Below are 14,599 nucleotides of genomic sequence, written 5' to 3'. Positions count from 1 at the left end.
TGAGGCAACCACACTCGTCAAGGGGTCCGAAGGGCGTGGACCCCTTGACAAGCGCGGTTGGGCTGCGCCCAGGCCATACGGGGAGACCACGAGCTTGGGCGGGGTGTGCGGGCGTGGTGTGCCCGCCTCGGGGTTTTAGGTGAGGGTCCACTTCTGGTTGGGGGTGCCGGAGCACATCCAGATCTGGAGGCGGGTTCCGTTGGCCGAGCTGTTGTTCTGCGCGTCCAGGCACTTGTTCGCCTGGATGTTCACGATGTCGTTGGCGCCGCTGACCGCCCAGCGCTGGGCACCGGTGCCGTTGCAGTCCCAGAGTTGGACGAGGGTGCCGTCGGCGGTGCCGCCGGAGGCCGCGTCCAGGCACTTGCCCAGGGCGCGGATCGTGTCGCCCTGGCGGGTCCACTGCTGGGCCGCGGTGCCGTTGCAGTCGTAGAGCTGGACCGCGGTGCCGTTGGCCGGGTTGGCGCCGGCCACGTCGACGCACTTGCCGCCGATGCCGGTGATGCGGTTGCCGGTGGGCTGGTTGCCGTCGAGGGTGGAGACGCGGACGTAGTCGATCACGAACTGCTGGGGGAACGTGGTGCTCGCGTCCGGGTAGCCCGGCCACTCGCCGCCGACGGCGAGGTTCAGGATGATGAAGAACGGCTTGTTGAACACCCACTGGTTGCCGTTGAGGTCGGCCGGGGTGCGGCGCTGGTAGACGGTGCCGTCCACGGACCAGGCGATGCCGGTCGGCGACCACTCGATGGCGAAGGTGTGGAAGCCGTCGGCGAAGTTCGGGCCGTTGAACGGGGCGCCGATGCCGCCCGCGCCCGAGTAGCCGGGGCCGTGGATGGTGCCGTACACCGTGTCCAGGTCGTGGCCCAGGAACTCCATGATGTCGATCTCACCGCTGTTCGGCCACGGGTTGCCCGAGTTGATGTCCTGGCCGAGCATCCAGAACGCGGGCCAGATGCCCTTGCCGCGCGGCATCTTCATCCGCGCCTCCACCTTGCCGTAGGTGGTGGTGAACTTGCCCGCGGTGTTGATGCGGGCGGAGGTGTACTGGCAGCGCCCGTACCAGCAGTTCCAGTTGCCCGGGTTCTCCTTGCGGGCGGTGATGACCAGGTTGCCCTGGCCGTCCATCGCCGCGTTGCTCGCGGAATCGGTGTACCACTGGTGCTCGCGGTTGTTGCCGTTGTTGTTGCCGGTCTCCGTGTTCCACTTCGAGCCGTCGACCCGGGTGCCGGCGGGGCCGTTGAACTCATCGGACCAGGTGACGGCCGTGGTGCCCGGGTCGGCGTTGGCAGGGGAGGGGGCTGCCACGACGTTCTGGGGCACGGCGAACGCGCTCAGGGCGAGCGCGAACGCACTCACCACCACTCGTGTCCTCATCGACACTCCTCTCACTCTGGCGGCGGCCAGGGCAGAAGTTACTGCATGACCTTTAATCAAGTCACGATGAAAGTAGGGGGCTTTACTGTCTGGTCAAGCCGGGACACCCACCGGCACGACGAGGAGGTCGACACCCGATGGCCATTCTGCGCAGCTACGTGTCCGGTCGTTGGCACACGCCCCGGAGCGGGGGCGCACCCCTGCACGACGCGGTGACCGGCGAGGAGGTCGCCCGGATCTCGTCGGACGGCGTCGACATGGCGGCGGCGCTGGACCACGGCCGGGAGGTCGGCGGGCCGGCGTTGCGCGAGCTGACGTTCCACCAGCGGGGCGCCCTGCTCAAGGCCCTGGCCTCGTACCTGATGGAGCACCGGGACGAGCTGTACGCGCTGTCCGCCCGGTCGGGGGCGACGCGGACGGATTCGCTGATCGACGTCGACGGCGGCATCGGCGTGCTGTTCGGGTACGCGGGCAAGGCCAAGCGGGAGCTGCCCAACGACCGGGTGTACGTGGACGGCGCGGTGGAGCCGCTGGGCCGGGGCGGCACGTTCGTCGGCCGGCACATCGCCACCCCGCTGCGGGGCGTTGCCGTGCAGATCAACGCCTTCAACTTCCCGGTGTGGGGTCCGCTGGAGAAGTTCGCGCCCGCGTTCATCGCCGGGGTGCCCTCGCTGGTCAAGCCCGCTTCGCAGACCGCCTACATCACCGAGAAGCTGGTCGAGCTGATGATCGGGTCCGGGTTGCTGCCGGAGGGGTCGTTGCAGTTGGTCACGGGCAGCGCCGGCGACCTGCTGGACCACCTGACCGCCCAGGACCTGGTCGGGTTCACCGGGTCGGCGTCGACCGCCCAGCTGCTGCGCACCCACCCGGCCGTGATCCGCAACAGCGTGCGGTTCAACGCGGAGGCCGACTCGCTGAACTGCTCGATCCTCGGGCCGGACGCGGTCGAGGGGACGCCCGAGTTCGACCTGTTCGTCAAGCAGCTCGTCACCGAGATGACGGTGAAGGCCGGGCAGAAGTGCACGGCCATCCGGCGCGCCCTGGTGCCCGCGGGGCTGCTCGGGGCGGTGGCCGAGGCCGCGTCCGCCCGGCTGGCGAAGGTCGTGATCGGCAACCCGGCCGACGAGGGCGTGCGGATGGGCGCCCTGGCCGGGCTGGAGCAGCGGGAGGAGGTGCGGCGGTCGCTGAAGGCGCTGCTGGAGGCCGGTGAGATCGTCCACGGGTCCCTCGACCGCGTGGACGTCGTGGGCGCGGACGCCGAGCGCGGCGCGTTCCTGTCGCCGGTGCTGCTGAAGGCCGACCCGGACCACGCCGAGCCGCACCAGGTCGAGGCGTTCGGGCCGGTGTCGACGCTGCTGCCGTACCGGGACGCGGCGCACGCGGTGGAGCTGGCGGCGCGGGGCGCGGGCAGCCTGGTCGGGTCCGTCGTTTCCCACGACGAGGACTTCGTGCGGGACGTGGTGCTGGGCGTGGCGCCCTGGCACGGTCGCCTGCTGGTGCTCGACCGCGACGACGCCAAGGAGTCCACGGGCCACGGGTCGCCGCTGCCCTCGCTGGTCCACGGCGGACCGGGGCGGGCCGGGGGCGGCGAGGAGATGGGTGGCGTGCGCGGCGTGCTGCACCACATGCAGCGCACCGCCGTGCAGGGCAGCCCGCGGGTGCTGAGCGCGGTCACCAACCAGTGGGTCGCGGGCGCGCCGCGCGTCGAGTCGGACGTGCACCCGTTCCGCAAGACGTTGCGCGAGTTGAGGATCGGCGACTCCGTGGTGGCCGGGCCGCGCGCGGTGACCATGGCGGACGTCGAGCACTTCGCCGAGTTCACCGGTGACACGTTCTACGCGCACCTCGACGAGGAGGCCGCGACGGCGAACCCGTTCTTCGGCGGCCGGGTCGCGCACGGCTACCTGGTCGTGTCGTTCGCGGCGGGCCTGTTCGTCTCGCCCGAGCCGGGGCCGGTGCTGGCCAACTACGGCCTGGAGAACCTGCGGTTCCTCACGCCGACGTTCCCGGGCGACGAGCTGACCGTGACGCTGACCGCCAAGCAGATCACGCCGCGCGAGGACCAGGACTACGGCGAGGTCCGGTGGGACGCCGACGTGGTGAACCAGAAGGGCGAGTCGGTCGCCAAGTACGACGTGCTCACGCTCGTCGCGAAGCAGTAGGGGAACAAGCGGCGGGGTCGGTGGAGTTGGGCGAGAGGAAGATCGTTCCCGACGAGCTAGGAGCACCTGAGTTGGCTGAGACCACCACGATCGGCGGCGACCTGACCGTCAACCGCCTGGGTTTCGGCGCCATGCGGCTGACCGGTGACGGCATCTGGGGCCACCCGGCGGACCGCGACAACGCGGTGGCCGTGCTGCGCCGCGCTGTCGAGCTCGGCGTCAACTTCATCGACACCGCGGACTCCTACGGTCCGCACGTCAACGAGGAGCTGATCCGGCAGGCGCTGCACCCGTACGCGGACGACCTGGTCATCGCGACCAAGGGCGGCCTGCTGCGGACCGGCCCGGACCAGTGGGTCCCCCTGGGCAAGCCCGCCTACCTGCGGCAGGCCGTGGAGACCAGCCTGGTCCGGCTGGGCGTCGAGCGCATCGACCTCTACCAGCTGCACCGCGTCGACCCCGAGGTGCCGCTGGAGGACCAGGTCGGCGTGCTGGGCGAGCTGCGGGACGAGGGCAAGATCCGGCACATCGGCCTGTCCGAGGTGGACGTGGACCAGCTCCGCGCCGCGCGGGCCGTCGCGCCGATCGTCAGCGTGCAGAACCTCTACAACCTGGCGAACCGGGGCCACGAGGCCGTGCTCGACCACTGCACGGCCGAAGGGATCGCGTTCATCCCGTGGTTCCCGGTGGCGACCGGCGAGCTGGCCCGCCCCGGCGGCGTGCTCGACTCGGCCGCCCGGGAGTACGGCGCCACGCCCGCCCAGCTCGCGCTGGCGTGGCTGCTGCGCCGGTCGCCGGTCGTGCTGCCGATCCCCGGCACGTCGTCGATCGCGCACCTGGAGGAGAACGTCGCGGCGGCGCGGGTCGAGCTGGCGCCCGAGGCGTTCGAGAAGCTGTCCGCCCTGGCCTAAGCGGGGTTGGCCAGGCGCCGCGCGACCTTGCGCCGCAACTTGTCCGGCAGGTCGTCGCCCGCCGCCAGGAGGGTGGGCAGCAGGTCCGGTTCGGACAGGACCGCGCGGAACGCGTGGGAGATCGTGACGTCGTGGTCGGGCCGGTGCTCGACCACGACGTCGTCACCCGCCGTGACCATGCCGGGCTCCAGCACCCGCAGGTACGCCCCGGGCCGCGCCCACCGGGTGAAGGTCTTCACCCAGCCGCGTTGTTCCATCGCGCTCGCGAACGTCCGGCACGGCACGCGCGGGTAGGTCACCTGGAGCAGCGCCCCGCCGACCCGCCAGCGCTCGCCCAGCCGCGCGCCGGACACGTCCAGGCCCGCCGTGGTCACGTTCTCCCCGAACAGGCCCGGCGGCACCTCGCGGCCCAGCTCGGCCGCCCAGGCGTCCAGGTCCTCCCCCGCGTAGGCGTACACCGCCTGGTCGTCGCCGCCGTGGTGGCGCAGGTCCGAGATGTGGTCCCCGACCAGGCCGCTGCCGCCCACGCCGCGGGGCCCCGGCGCGCGGACCTCCACGGGGGTGGTCACGGGGCGCTTGCCGATCCCGGTGTGGCCGACGTCCGAGTCGGCGAACGCGACGAGGGAACCGAGGTTGACGGAGAGCACGTGGGGCACGGGTCAGACGGTAGTCGAGCCACTTCCGGGGTTCGCGCCCCTCACCCGGAGCGCGTGGGGGAGGATGGCGGGGACACACCACTCCCGGGGAGGACCATGCGCAGGGCCGTCGTCGCGTTCGTGCTGGCCGCGGTGCTGTCGGGGTGCTCGGGGAGAACGGGCCTGCCGGAGCCGGCGCTGGGCCCGGCCCTGGGCGACAGCGCCTCGCTGGTCGCCCTGGTCGGGGCGCGCGCCGCGGAGCAGGGCACGGTGCGGTTCGAGGCGAAGACCAGCATGACCGGGCTGACCGTGGCGCTGAGCGGCGACCTGGTGCGCGCCCGCGAGGGGCGGCGGCTGTCGCTGACGGACTCGATGACCGAGGTGGTCGTGCTGGCCGACGAGGGCTGGTCGCGCACCCCCGGGTCCGCCTGGACCCGGCACGGGCCGGCCGAGCGGGCGCCCGTGCGGGTGGACACCACGTTCGCCGGCCTGCCCGACGAGGTCGACCCGGCCGCGGTGGTGCGGTCGCTGGCCGGCGGCCTGGTCGTGACGACGGGCGAGGAGGAGGTGGACGGCGCGCCGACGCGCCGCTACACCATGCTCGTCGACCTGCGGCGGCAGGCGGACCGGACGACCGACGCCACCCGCCGCGCGCAGCTCGTGGCGGCCTACGAGTCGGGCTTCACCGCGACGGCGACCGTGTGGGTGGGTCCGGGCGACCTGCCGGTGCGGGTGGAGCAGGTGATGAAGACGCTCGACGAGAACGTCTTCCAGCGCACCCTGCACCGGTTCACCGACTGGAACGCGGACCTGCGGGTGAACGCGCCCGCCGCCACCCCGTAGGGCCTCAGCGGAACCGCTTCGCCCGCTCGACCCGGGTCGTCAGCGCCGGCGGCCCGTCGACCCCGCCGTCGGCCACGCCGCCCGCGGCGACCCGGTCCAGCGTCGCCAACCCGGCCTCCGTGACCCGCCCGAACACCGTGTAGTTCGGCCGCAGCACCGAGTCCGCGGTCACCAGGAAGAACTGGCTGCCGTTCGTGTCCGGGCCCGCGTTCGCCATGGCCAGCGTGCCGCGCGGGTAGATCCGCCGCTCGCCGGTCGGGTCGTTCGGCGCCGGCGGCAGCGAGGTGGGCAGCTCGTCCCGGTACCGGTACCCCGGACCGCCCTCGCCGGTGCCCGACGGGTCGCCGCACTGGAGCACCTTCAGCGTCGGGTACGCGGTCAACCGGTGGCACGTGGTGACGTCGTAGAAGTCCTTCCGCACCAGGTGCAGGAAGCTCTGCACGGTGCAGGGCGCCTGCGCCCGGTCCAGCACCACCGGCACCGGGCCCCGGTTCGTCTGCAGCAGCACGCCCGGGTGACCGCGGTCCGGGGTGCGCCACGGGTCGGGCGGCAGGGGCACCGGTCGGGCGGCGGGCTCGTCCGGCGTCCGCGTGTAGCCGCACGGCCCGCGCGTGCCGTCCGGCGACGGCGGTGACGCCTGCGCGACCCCACCGCCGAGGACCATGGTCAACGCCACCACCAGGAGGATTCTCACCACGCCAGGTGTAGCGGACCCGCGCCGGCGCGACTAGGGCCGGACGGCGGGTCCCAGCGCCGCCGAGAACACGCTCAGCGCCTCCCGGTCGGGCCGGCCGGTCTTGGTGATCAGGCTCGCCACGTGCTTCTCCACCGTGCGCGGCGAGATGTGCAGCCTGGTCGCGATCGCCTTGTTCCCCAGCCGCCCCGCCAGCAGCCGGAACACCTCGAACTCGCGCACCGTCACGCCCAGTTCCCGCAGCTCCCGCGGCACCCGGTCCGACCCGGTCCGCCGCTGCGGCACGGTGGCGCCCGCCTGCCGCAGCAGCGCGCGGCACGCGCCGGCCACCGCCGCCTGCCCGGCCTGGTGGAAGTGCTCCTCGGTCGGGCGCAGCCAGGCCACCGGCTCGCCCCAGCCGTCCGCCACGGCCGCCTCCGCCACCAGCCTCATGCCCAGGTGGCGGGCCAGCGGGTAGGCCGACGCCGCCTCCCGGGCCGCCCGCACCGCCTGCGCGGCCTCGGCCTCCAGCCCCGCGCGGCCGGCCAGCACCGCCAGCGCGAACTGCCCGAACACCCGGTTCCAGCGCATCCCGGCCGCCGCCGGCCGCGTCGCCTCGTGGTACCGGTCCAGGTCGATCCGCCCGGCCAGCGCGTCCAGCAGCAGTTGCAGCCCGTGCCGACCCGACAGGTGGTAGACGGTCGGCGTCTCCTCCTCGTGGGCCAGCGCCCGCGCCAGGTCCCGCTCGGCCGTCGCGCGGTCCTCCTCCAGCAGCGCGCAGAACGCCCGCGCCAGGCCGTAGCACAGCGGCCGCTCCTGCGACCCGACCCCGCCGACCTCGTCGAACGCCTCGATCGCGGCGTCCATCTCGGCCCGCCTGCCCTGGTGCGCCGCGGCGGTGGCCTGCGCCATCAGCGCGTAGAGGGTCAGGTTCTTGAGCTGCAACCGCCTGGTGTCCGCGACGGCCCGCGCCAGCTCCTCCGCCGCGGCGGCGTAGTGCCCGCGCAGCACGGCGTCCAGCCCGAGGATGCAGTCCGCGCTGTAGGCCAGGCTGAACGAGCCGACGCGCAGCGCCTCCTCGCGCACCTCGACCAGCTCCGCCGCCGACCCGTCGGCCAGCCACGCCACCCCCGCCTGCCGGGTCATCGCCCACACCCGCTGGATGATCAGCCCGTGCTCCTCGGCCAGCTCCCGCGCCCGCTGGAAGCACTCGGTCGCCTCGCCCAGGTCGCGCTCCCGCGCCAGGACGCCCAGGAGCTGCCACGTCCCGCAGCCCACCTCGGGCAGCGGCACGCGCTTGGCGGCGTCGGCCGCGCGCCGCGCCAGGAACTCGGCCGACGCGATCCGGTCCGGCGCCCTCAGGTGCATCGTCATGAACGCCGCCACCGCGTCGAGCCGCGCCAGGTGCTCGTCGTCGGGGTCCGCCCCGAGCAGCGCCCGCGCCTGCTCCACGTGCACCGCGCTCTCGGCCCACCGCCCGGCGGTGTTGGCCACCTGGGCGAGCTTGGTGTGCAGCTCGGCCCGCCGGACCCGCGACAGCCCCGCCGCGCTCAGCTCGTCCAGCGCGTCCGCCAGCGCGAACGCCCGCTCGAACCGGCCCGCCTCGCCGAGCGCGGGCAGCAGCGAGTCCAGCACGTCGGCCCGGATCTCCACGTCCACCTCGCTGGCGAGCAGCCGGTGCGCGTGGTCCAGCAGCCGCACCGCCGACCCGGCCGCGCCGTCGGCCAGCGCCCGCCGACCGGCCTCGGCGAGCAGGACGCCCGCCTCCGCGTGCTGGCCCGCGTCCAGCCGCAGCGACGCCACCAGCGCGCACCACTCGCCGGGCAGGCCGGGGTGCAGCTCCTCCACGGCGTCCGCGGTGCGGCGGCTCAGCTCGGCCCGGTGCGGCGGCGGGAGCTGCGCCAGCAGCGCCTCGGCGGTCAGGGGGTGCCGGAACGCGTACCAGTCGGGCACCGGCTCGTCCGGCGTCACCAGCTGCGCGGCCACGCCCGCGTGCAGGTGGGACAGCACGCCGTGGTCGTCCATGCCGGTCACCCGGCGCAGCACGGACAGCGGGAACCGGTGCCCCAGCACCGCCGCCGCCGACAGCAGCTCGCGCCCCTGCGGCCCGAGCCGGTCGGTGCGGTGCGCGATGGCCCGCACCAGCGCCGTCGGCACGTCGATGCGCAGGTCGCCCAGCACCTGCCACCCGGCCGGGCCGGGCACGAGCTGACCGCTGTTGACCAGGCCGTGGAGGATTTCCTCGACCACGAACGGGTTGCCCGCGCTGTCCGCCCACAGCCGTTCCACGACCTCGGCGGGCACCTCGTGGTCGGGCACCTCCAGGCACAGGGCGGCCACCCGGCGCACCTGCGGCTCGTCCAACCGGCGCAGCTCCAGCAGCGCGCCCGCCTCCCGCTGCGCGGCCAGGCGGATCACGTCCAGCGCCGGCCCGGGGTCCGCCCGCGCGGTGACCAGCAGCGCGGCGGGCACCTGGTCGAGGTTGTCCACCAGGTAGTCGACGACCGCCAGCGTCTCCGCGTCGGCGTCGTGCAGGTCCTCCAGCACCACCAGGCACGGCCGGTCCCGGCCGATCAGGGCCAGCAGCCGCAGCACCGCCTCGGCGAGCACCACGACGGAGGGCGCCTGCCGTTGCTCCCCGGCTCCCCACTCGGGCGCCAGCGCGCCGAGCACACCCTGGTACGGGCCGAGTTCCCGCAGGTCAGGGGAGTCCCCGGCGCGCAGCAGCGACATCAGCGCCTCGGTCAGCGGCCGGAACGGCACGATGGGGCCGATCGTGCTGCCGCGCCCGCGCAGCACCCGCATCCCGCGGTCGAACGCGGCGCCGGCGGCGAAGCGCGCCAGCCGGGTCTTGCCGATGCCCGGCTCCCCGACGAGGAAGACGACGCGGCCGCGGCGGGCGCCGGCGTCGGCCAACGCCTGTTCGAGGACGCGGAGTTCTTCGTCGCGCCCGACGACGACCGGAGCGCGGGTGTGCATGTGCCGAACCTTAGCCAAGCCGAACTACCGCACGCCAAACTGCCCGCACCCCCAGTGTGGGCGGGCAGTTCGGCGGCCTCGCGCTACCCGTGGAGGATGGGTGCGCTCACGGTCGGGGCGCTGGTCACGTTCGCGGCGACCACCGCGTACGCGCCCACGGCCAGGGCCATGCCGGCCAGGGCGCGGGCACGGCCGCCGACCCGGCTCCGGCGGGACAGGGACAGGTCACCGGCGGGGTGGTCGCCGTCCTGGGTCTCGTCCCAGGTGGTGACCTCGTCGTGGCCGGCGTTGCTCATCGGGTGTTCTCCTCGTGTGGGTTGGGGTGGTGGTGCGGGGTGTCGAGCAGGAGCACCGAGGGCACCCGCTCGGGGAAACCGAGGCGGAGCAGGCCGTACCCGATGCCGGACAGCCCGGTGAGCAGCCCGGCCGACGGCACGCCGCCCGGGGTGCCGCAGCGCGCCCCGTACTGGTCCAGCGCGCCGAGCACCAGGCCGGCGCGCCTGGTCCGCATGGCCTCGGCCAGCGCGTGCCCGCGTTCGGCCAGCACGGTCAGGGACTCGACCACGCCCAGTTCGCCGTGGCACAGGCTCAGGTCTCGCAAGGGGTCGTGCACCGCCAGGGCGTTCAGGCACCGGTCCAGGTGCAGGGTGTGGGTGTCGACCGGCTGGTCGGGGTGCGCGGCGTGCGCCAGCACGGCGCCGGCCAGGCCGGAGCACCAGCTGTGGTCGGCCTCGGCCACGTCGAGCAGCCGCTGCTTGAGCGCCTGGTCGGCACGCAGGTTCGCCCGGCCCGCCACACCGTACCGCTGGTCGCGGCTGACCCGCGCGTACCGCAGCAGCGCCCAGCCGACACCCGCCCGGCCGCGGGCGAAGCCGTCGCCGCCCGGCGTGGCGGTGAGCAGCCGGTCGGCGTAGGCGCGGGCCAGCGCTCCTGCGGCGGGCAGCCCGCTCTCGGCCCGCACCGCCAGCATCGCGGCCAGGCCGCCCGCCCAGCCCTCGACCAGGTTGGCGGGGTCCTCGCCGCCCGCCTCGACCTTCGCGGTCACGTCCAGCGCGGTGCGCAGCCAGCCGGTGATCTCCGCGTCGTCCAGCAGGTTCGCCAGCCGGGCCAGGGCGTAGCAGATGCCGCCCAGGCCGTGGAACGCGCCGCTGCCCACGGTGACCGCCAGCTCGTCGTCCCGGGCGAACGCGTCGAGCAGCGCGGGGACCGGCGTCAGCGCCTCGCGGGCGAACTCCAGGTAGCGGTCGGCGCCGGTGAGCCGCCCGAGCTGCGCCAGGAACAGCGCGACGCCGGTGTAGCCGTTGGACAGCCCGGCGCCCATCGCGGACACCGCCCAGTGCCGGTCGTCGACCAGCTCCAGGCCCACCCAGTTGACCCGGCCCGGCGTCGTCGCCGCGTGCGCCAGCACCTCGTCGGCCACCCCGCACGCGGCCACCAGCAGCCGCTGCTGGTCCGGCACGCCCGGCTCCAGCGGCGCGGGCAGCGCCTGCCCGGTGCGGTGCTCCACCGGGTGCGGCCTGCTCGCCAGCGCGGCGGAGATCAGCCACTGCTGGTAGTGCTTGTCGACCTCGTCCAGCGCCGCGACCTTGGCCAGGACCGAGTCCAGGCCGGCCACCGGCAGCAGGTCGGGCAGCCGCTCGCCGTCCGCGGTCCACGCGTCCCGGCTGTCCGGCCGGGTGGTGAACAGCGGCACGTCGCCCGCCCACAGGTCGGTCAGCTCGTGCGGCACGAGGGACCGCAGCACGTCCGAGTCGCCGGAGTCGTCCCACAGCAGCCGCAGCACGTCCTCGCGGTCGTCCGCGCCGCGCAGCGCGTCCGGGTGGGTCGACTCGTCGAGCAGCGTCGCGTACAGGCTGGTCATCCTGGGCACGAACCGCACCGGCAGGCCCGCGAAGCGCCCCAGCGCGCCCAGCAGCTCGTCGCGGTGGTCGCAGAGCGCGTCGTAGCCGACCCGGAACCCGGCCAGCATCGCGCCCAGGTAGTCGGAGGGCTCGGCCTCCACGCCGTCGAGCACGGGGCGGTTGTGCGCGGGCGCCAGGGGCGCCGGCCTGCGCACCAGCCGCATCCGGTCGGTGCCGGCGTGCAGCCACGCCACGCCGTCGACGGGGAAGCCGCGGTCGCCGCCGACGCCGCCCACGTCCACCGCGCCGTGCTCGCCCAGCAGCACCAGCGGCAGCACGGCGGTGCGGTGCACGGACCGGGCCAGCGCCCGCACCGCCGGGTCCGCCGGCACGCCCGTCTCGGGGTGGAACAGCGTCTCCACGTCCACCAGCACCGGCTGGTCGCCCGCCGCGATCAGGTTCTCGTAGTGCATGTCGGTGCTGTCGACGACGTACAGCAGCGCGGTCAGCGCGCCCAGCCGGTGGTAGAACCGGCTCACGGCGGCGACGTCGGCGCACGGCTCGTGCTCGACGAACTCCAGCCAGCCGTGCCCGGACCGGGCCACCACCCGCGGCAGCCGCAGGCCGACCCGGGCGTGCCCGTCGAACCACGCCAGCAGGCCGGCGAACTCCTGGTGCAGCGCCACCGACCGCGGCTTGTAGACGACCCGGCGCCCGTCGGCGAACGTCAGCACGGCCACCGACCGGCCCCGCGCGTGCAGGTCGCCCCGGCCGGTCTCCACGTGCGCGACCAGGCCCGGGTCGCGGCCGTTCAGGAGCGTGCGCACGACCTCGCGGCGGTCCTCGGCGAACCGGTCGAGCAGCTCGACGTGCGCCTCGACCGCGTGCAGGCACGCCTGGCCGAGCAGCCGCGCGAGCACCGGGTACTTGGCGAACAGGTCGGACAGGTCCACCTTGCCGACGAAGTCGGCGAACCTGGCCTGCGGCGTGTCGCCGACGAGCCGGCCGCCGAGCCGTTCCAGGTTCAGCTCCAGCACCAGGGTGCGCGCGGCGAGCCGGGCGAGCCTGCCGCCCAGGGCGCGGGCGAAGTCGGCGCCCAGGCGCCGGTCGCGCTCCAGCGCCGTGCGCACCATCGGGCGCAGCGCGAACGCGAACGCCTCGTCCCAGCTGCCGCCGGGGAAGTCTGCACGGGCCGCGGTCGCGGTGGCGCGTTCCACGAACGCGGCCCATGAGGGCCGCCCGCGAGGGGCGACCGGTTCGTGGGGTTCGTCGCGGACGCCGCTGTGCCACCAGGTGGCGGGGGACCGGTCTACGGCGGACGCGAACACGCTGCTCAAGGTGGCACGCGCCGAACCGCCCGCACATGGGGGCCTCGCCCCCAGATTTGCGGATCCCTCGCATCCAGACCGCACATGTGCGGCTAAGAGCAGTTCTCCGCGTGCTCGGCGGCGTCCTTGTACTCCTCGGGGAGCGAGACGACGCCCATCTTCTCGACGGCGTCGTTCATCACCGTCACGGCCTCGGTCATGTCCTGGATGGCGGACGAGTAGACCTCGACGGACAGCTCGGGCGCCCCGTCCACGGTCGACTTCGCCTTGGCGAACTTGTCGCGCGCCTGCCCCAGCGGCTCCACGATGACCTCGACGGCGGCGTCGGCGGCCGGCTCCGGCGCGGGGGTCAGCTCGCCGAGGTCGTGCAGCACCACGTCCAGGACGTCGACCACCCGCCCCAGCGACTCGCTGACGGCCTTCTTCGCCTCCGCCGGGTCGCCCTCCGGCGGCTGGAACTGCACGCCGCCCGAGGCGACCATGTACTCGGCGACGGCGCAGAAGTTGTTCACCCAGCGCACGACACCCGCGTCCGGCTCGGCGGCGGGGGCCGCGCCCGGCACCGCCTTGCCCGCCACCGGCGTGCCGCAACCCGCCAGGCCGAGGACCGCCAAGGCCAACACCCACCGCTTCACAGGGGAGTTGTACCCCAGCGGGCGCCAACGCCGCGGCAAAACCACCGGTCTCGCAAGCCAACGCAAACCACCGCAAGCCGAGCGTAAATCCTGCCCTATAGTTGCTACATGACGCAACGTCGGTTGGCAGAAGTGGCCGCGAAGGTCGGCGTGAGCGAGGCGACGGTCAGCCGCGTGCTCAACGGCAAGCCCGGCGTCTCCGACGCCACGAGGTCGGCCGTGCTCACCGCGCTCGACGTGCTGGGGTACGAGCGCCCCACCCAGCTGCGCGGCGAACGGGCCCGCCTGGTGGGCCTGGTGCTGCCGGAGCTCCAGAACCCGATCTTCCCCGCCTTCGCCGACGTCGTGGGCAACGCCCTGGCCCAACGAGGCTTCACCCCGGTCCTCTGCACCAGGACGGCCGGCGGCGTCTCCGAGGCGGACTACCTCGAACTGCTCTTCGAACAACACGTCTCCGGCGTCGTCTTCGCAGGTGGGCAGTACGCGCAGGCGGACGCCTCCCACGACCACTACCGCCAGCTGACGCGCCGCAAGCTGCCGGCCGTCCTCGTGAACGCGGCCATCGACGACCTGGGCTTCCCCCGCGTCTCCTGCGACGACGCGGTAGCCGTGGAACAGGCATTCGGTCACCTGGTGGCACTGGGCCATACCCGAATCGGCGCCGTCCTGGGCCCCACCGACCACGTCCCGTCCCGCCGCAAGCTGGCGGCCCTCACCACGTGCGCCGAGAACGCCAACGCGGAACTCTTCGAAGAACACGCCATGTTCTCCCTGGAAGGCGGCCAAGCAGCGGCAACCCGCCTCCTCAACCGAGGCGTCACGGCCATCGTCTGCGCCTCGGACCCCCTGGCCCTGGGCGCGGTGAGGGCAGTCCGCCGCCAAGGCCTGAAAGTCCCGCACGACATCTCAGTGGTCGGCTACGACGACTCGGCCTTCATGACGTGCACCGAACCCCCGCTGACCACCGTGCGCCAACCCATCGAAGCCATGGGCCGAGCCGCCGTGGAACTCCTCGCCAACCAAATAGCCGGCACCGCGGTCCCCGACGAAGAACTCCTCTTCGAACCAGAACTGGTAGTCCGCTCCTCCACCGCCCCCGCCCCCCGCTAACGCCCCCACCCCCACGAATCCAACCCGCCCCAACGGACCCGCAACCTCCCACGGGTCCCGATTTGACATGGGTTCGAGTGCCATAGGCTGGTCGGAGCCGGCAGGCTCGGT

At 73.9% G+C, this 14,599-nt stretch carries 11 protein-coding genes; 4 read left to right on the top strand and 7 right to left on the bottom strand.

Annotated elements, in window-relative coordinates; all coding sequences use genetic code 11:
• Positions 1 to 135 precede the first annotated feature (135 nt).
• Positions 136 to 1,371, bottom strand: coding sequence for a family 16 glycosylhydrolase (locus tag ACFV4N_RS29515; RefSeq protein ID WP_499675885.1), 1,236 nt, complete (start codon positions 1,369 to 1,371; stop codon positions 136 to 138).
• Between the two features lie 137 nt (positions 1,372 to 1,508).
• Here ACFV4N_RS29515 and paaZ point away from each other — a divergent pair, with 137 nt between their 5' ends.
• The gene (paaZ, locus tag ACFV4N_RS29510; protein ID WP_499675884.1) at positions 1,509 to 3,533 is read left to right on the top strand and encodes a phenylacetic acid degradation bifunctional protein PaaZ; all 2,025 of its coding nucleotides are present in this window, start codon (positions 1,509 to 1,511) and stop codon (positions 3,531 to 3,533) included.
• Positions 3,534 to 3,604: 71 nt separating this feature from the next.
• Positions 3,605 to 4,444, top strand: coding sequence for an aldo/keto reductase (locus ACFV4N_RS29505; RefSeq protein WP_499675883.1), 840 nt, complete (start codon positions 3,605 to 3,607; stop codon positions 4,442 to 4,444).
• Here ACFV4N_RS29505 and ACFV4N_RS29500 read toward each other — a convergent pair.
• A complete protein-coding gene (locus tag ACFV4N_RS29500; protein WP_499675882.1) occupies positions 4,441 to 5,100 on the bottom strand; it encodes an MOSC domain-containing protein in 660 nt (219 codons plus the stop codon). The genes ACFV4N_RS29505 and ACFV4N_RS29500 overlap by 4 nt on opposite strands.
• Before the next feature lie 96 nt (positions 5,101 to 5,196).
• Between ACFV4N_RS29500 and ACFV4N_RS29495 the strand changes: the two genes are divergently transcribed.
• The gene (locus tag ACFV4N_RS29495; protein WP_499675881.1) at positions 5,197 to 5,922 is read left to right on the top strand and encodes a LolA-like protein; all 726 of its coding nucleotides are present in this window, start codon (positions 5,197 to 5,199) and stop codon (positions 5,920 to 5,922) included.
• A 4-nt stretch (positions 5,923 to 5,926) separates the two neighbouring features.
• Here ACFV4N_RS29495 and ACFV4N_RS29490 read toward each other — a convergent pair whose 3' ends face one another.
• The 5 genes from ACFV4N_RS29490 to ACFV4N_RS29470 all read right to left on the bottom strand — a co-directional run bounded on the left by ACFV4N_RS29490 (position 5,927) and on the right by ACFV4N_RS29470 (position 13,378).
• Positions 5,927 to 6,586, bottom strand: coding sequence for a peptidylprolyl isomerase (locus ACFV4N_RS29490; RefSeq protein WP_499675886.1), 660 nt, complete (start codon positions 6,584 to 6,586; stop codon positions 5,927 to 5,929).
• Between the two features lie 63 nt (positions 6,587 to 6,649).
• On the bottom strand, positions 6,650 to 9,574 hold the full coding sequence (locus ACFV4N_RS29485; protein ID WP_499675880.1) for a helix-turn-helix transcriptional regulator: 2,925 nt from the start codon (positions 9,572 to 9,574) through the stop codon (positions 6,650 to 6,652).
• 83 nt (positions 9,575 to 9,657) lie between these two features.
• On the bottom strand, positions 9,658 to 9,870 hold the full coding sequence (locus tag ACFV4N_RS29480; protein WP_499675879.1) for a hypothetical protein: 213 nt from the start codon (positions 9,868 to 9,870) through the stop codon (positions 9,658 to 9,660).
• Entirely contained in the window at positions 9,867 to 12,743 is a 2,877-nt protein-coding gene (locus ACFV4N_RS29475; protein WP_499675878.1) for a type 2 lanthipeptide synthetase LanM family protein, read from the bottom strand. The genes ACFV4N_RS29480 and ACFV4N_RS29475 overlap by 4 nt, the downstream gene beginning before the upstream one ends.
• A 92-nt stretch (positions 12,744 to 12,835) precedes the next feature.
• On the bottom strand, positions 12,836 to 13,378 hold the full coding sequence (locus ACFV4N_RS29470; RefSeq protein ID WP_499675877.1) for a hypothetical protein: 543 nt from the start codon (positions 13,376 to 13,378) through the stop codon (positions 12,836 to 12,838).
• A 108-nt stretch (positions 13,379 to 13,486) separates the two neighbouring features.
• On the opposite strand from ACFV4N_RS29470, the gene ACFV4N_RS29465 reads away from it, so the two are divergent.
• Positions 13,487 to 14,488 (top strand): LacI family DNA-binding transcriptional regulator, encoded by a 1,002-nt coding sequence (locus ACFV4N_RS29465; RefSeq protein WP_499675876.1) that lies wholly within the window; start codon positions 13,487 to 13,489, stop codon positions 14,486 to 14,488.
• Positions 14,489 to 14,599: the final 111 nt, after the last annotated feature.

The organism is Actinosynnema sp. NPDC059797, assembly GCF_042732085.1.
In the GTDB taxonomy this organism is placed as follows: Bacteria; Actinomycetota; Actinomycetes; order Mycobacteriales; family Pseudonocardiaceae; genus Actinosynnema.
Note: the sequence above shows the minus strand (reverse complement) of the source record. Positions and strands in the feature narration are given on the sequence as shown.

Excerpts from the sequence above, each read along its gene's own strand:
- paaZ (WP_499675884.1), top strand. The coding sequence starts at position 1,509 with ATGGCCATTCTGCGCAGCTACGTGTCCGGTCGTTGGCACACGCCCCGG.
- ACFV4N_RS29485 (WP_499675880.1), bottom strand. The coding sequence starts at position 9,574 with ATGCACACCCGCGCTCCGGTCGTCGTCGGGCGCGACGAAGAACTCCGC.
- ACFV4N_RS29495 (WP_499675881.1), top strand. The coding sequence starts at position 5,197 with ATGCGCAGGGCCGTCGTCGCGTTCGTGCTGGCCGCGGTGCTGTCGGGG.
- ACFV4N_RS29490 (WP_499675886.1), bottom strand. The coding sequence starts at position 6,586 with ATGGTCCTCGGCGGTGGGGTCGCGCAGGCGTCACCGCCGTCGCCGGAC.
- ACFV4N_RS29480 (WP_499675879.1), bottom strand. The coding sequence starts at position 9,870 with ATGAGCAACGCCGGCCACGACGAGGTCACCACCTGGGACGAGACCCAG.
- ACFV4N_RS29465 (WP_499675876.1), top strand. The coding sequence starts at position 13,487 with ATGACGCAACGTCGGTTGGCAGAAGTGGCCGCGAAGGTCGGCGTGAGC.
- ACFV4N_RS29515 (WP_499675885.1), bottom strand. The coding sequence starts at position 1,371 with ATGAGGACACGAGTGGTGGTGAGTGCGTTCGCGCTCGCCCTGAGCGCG.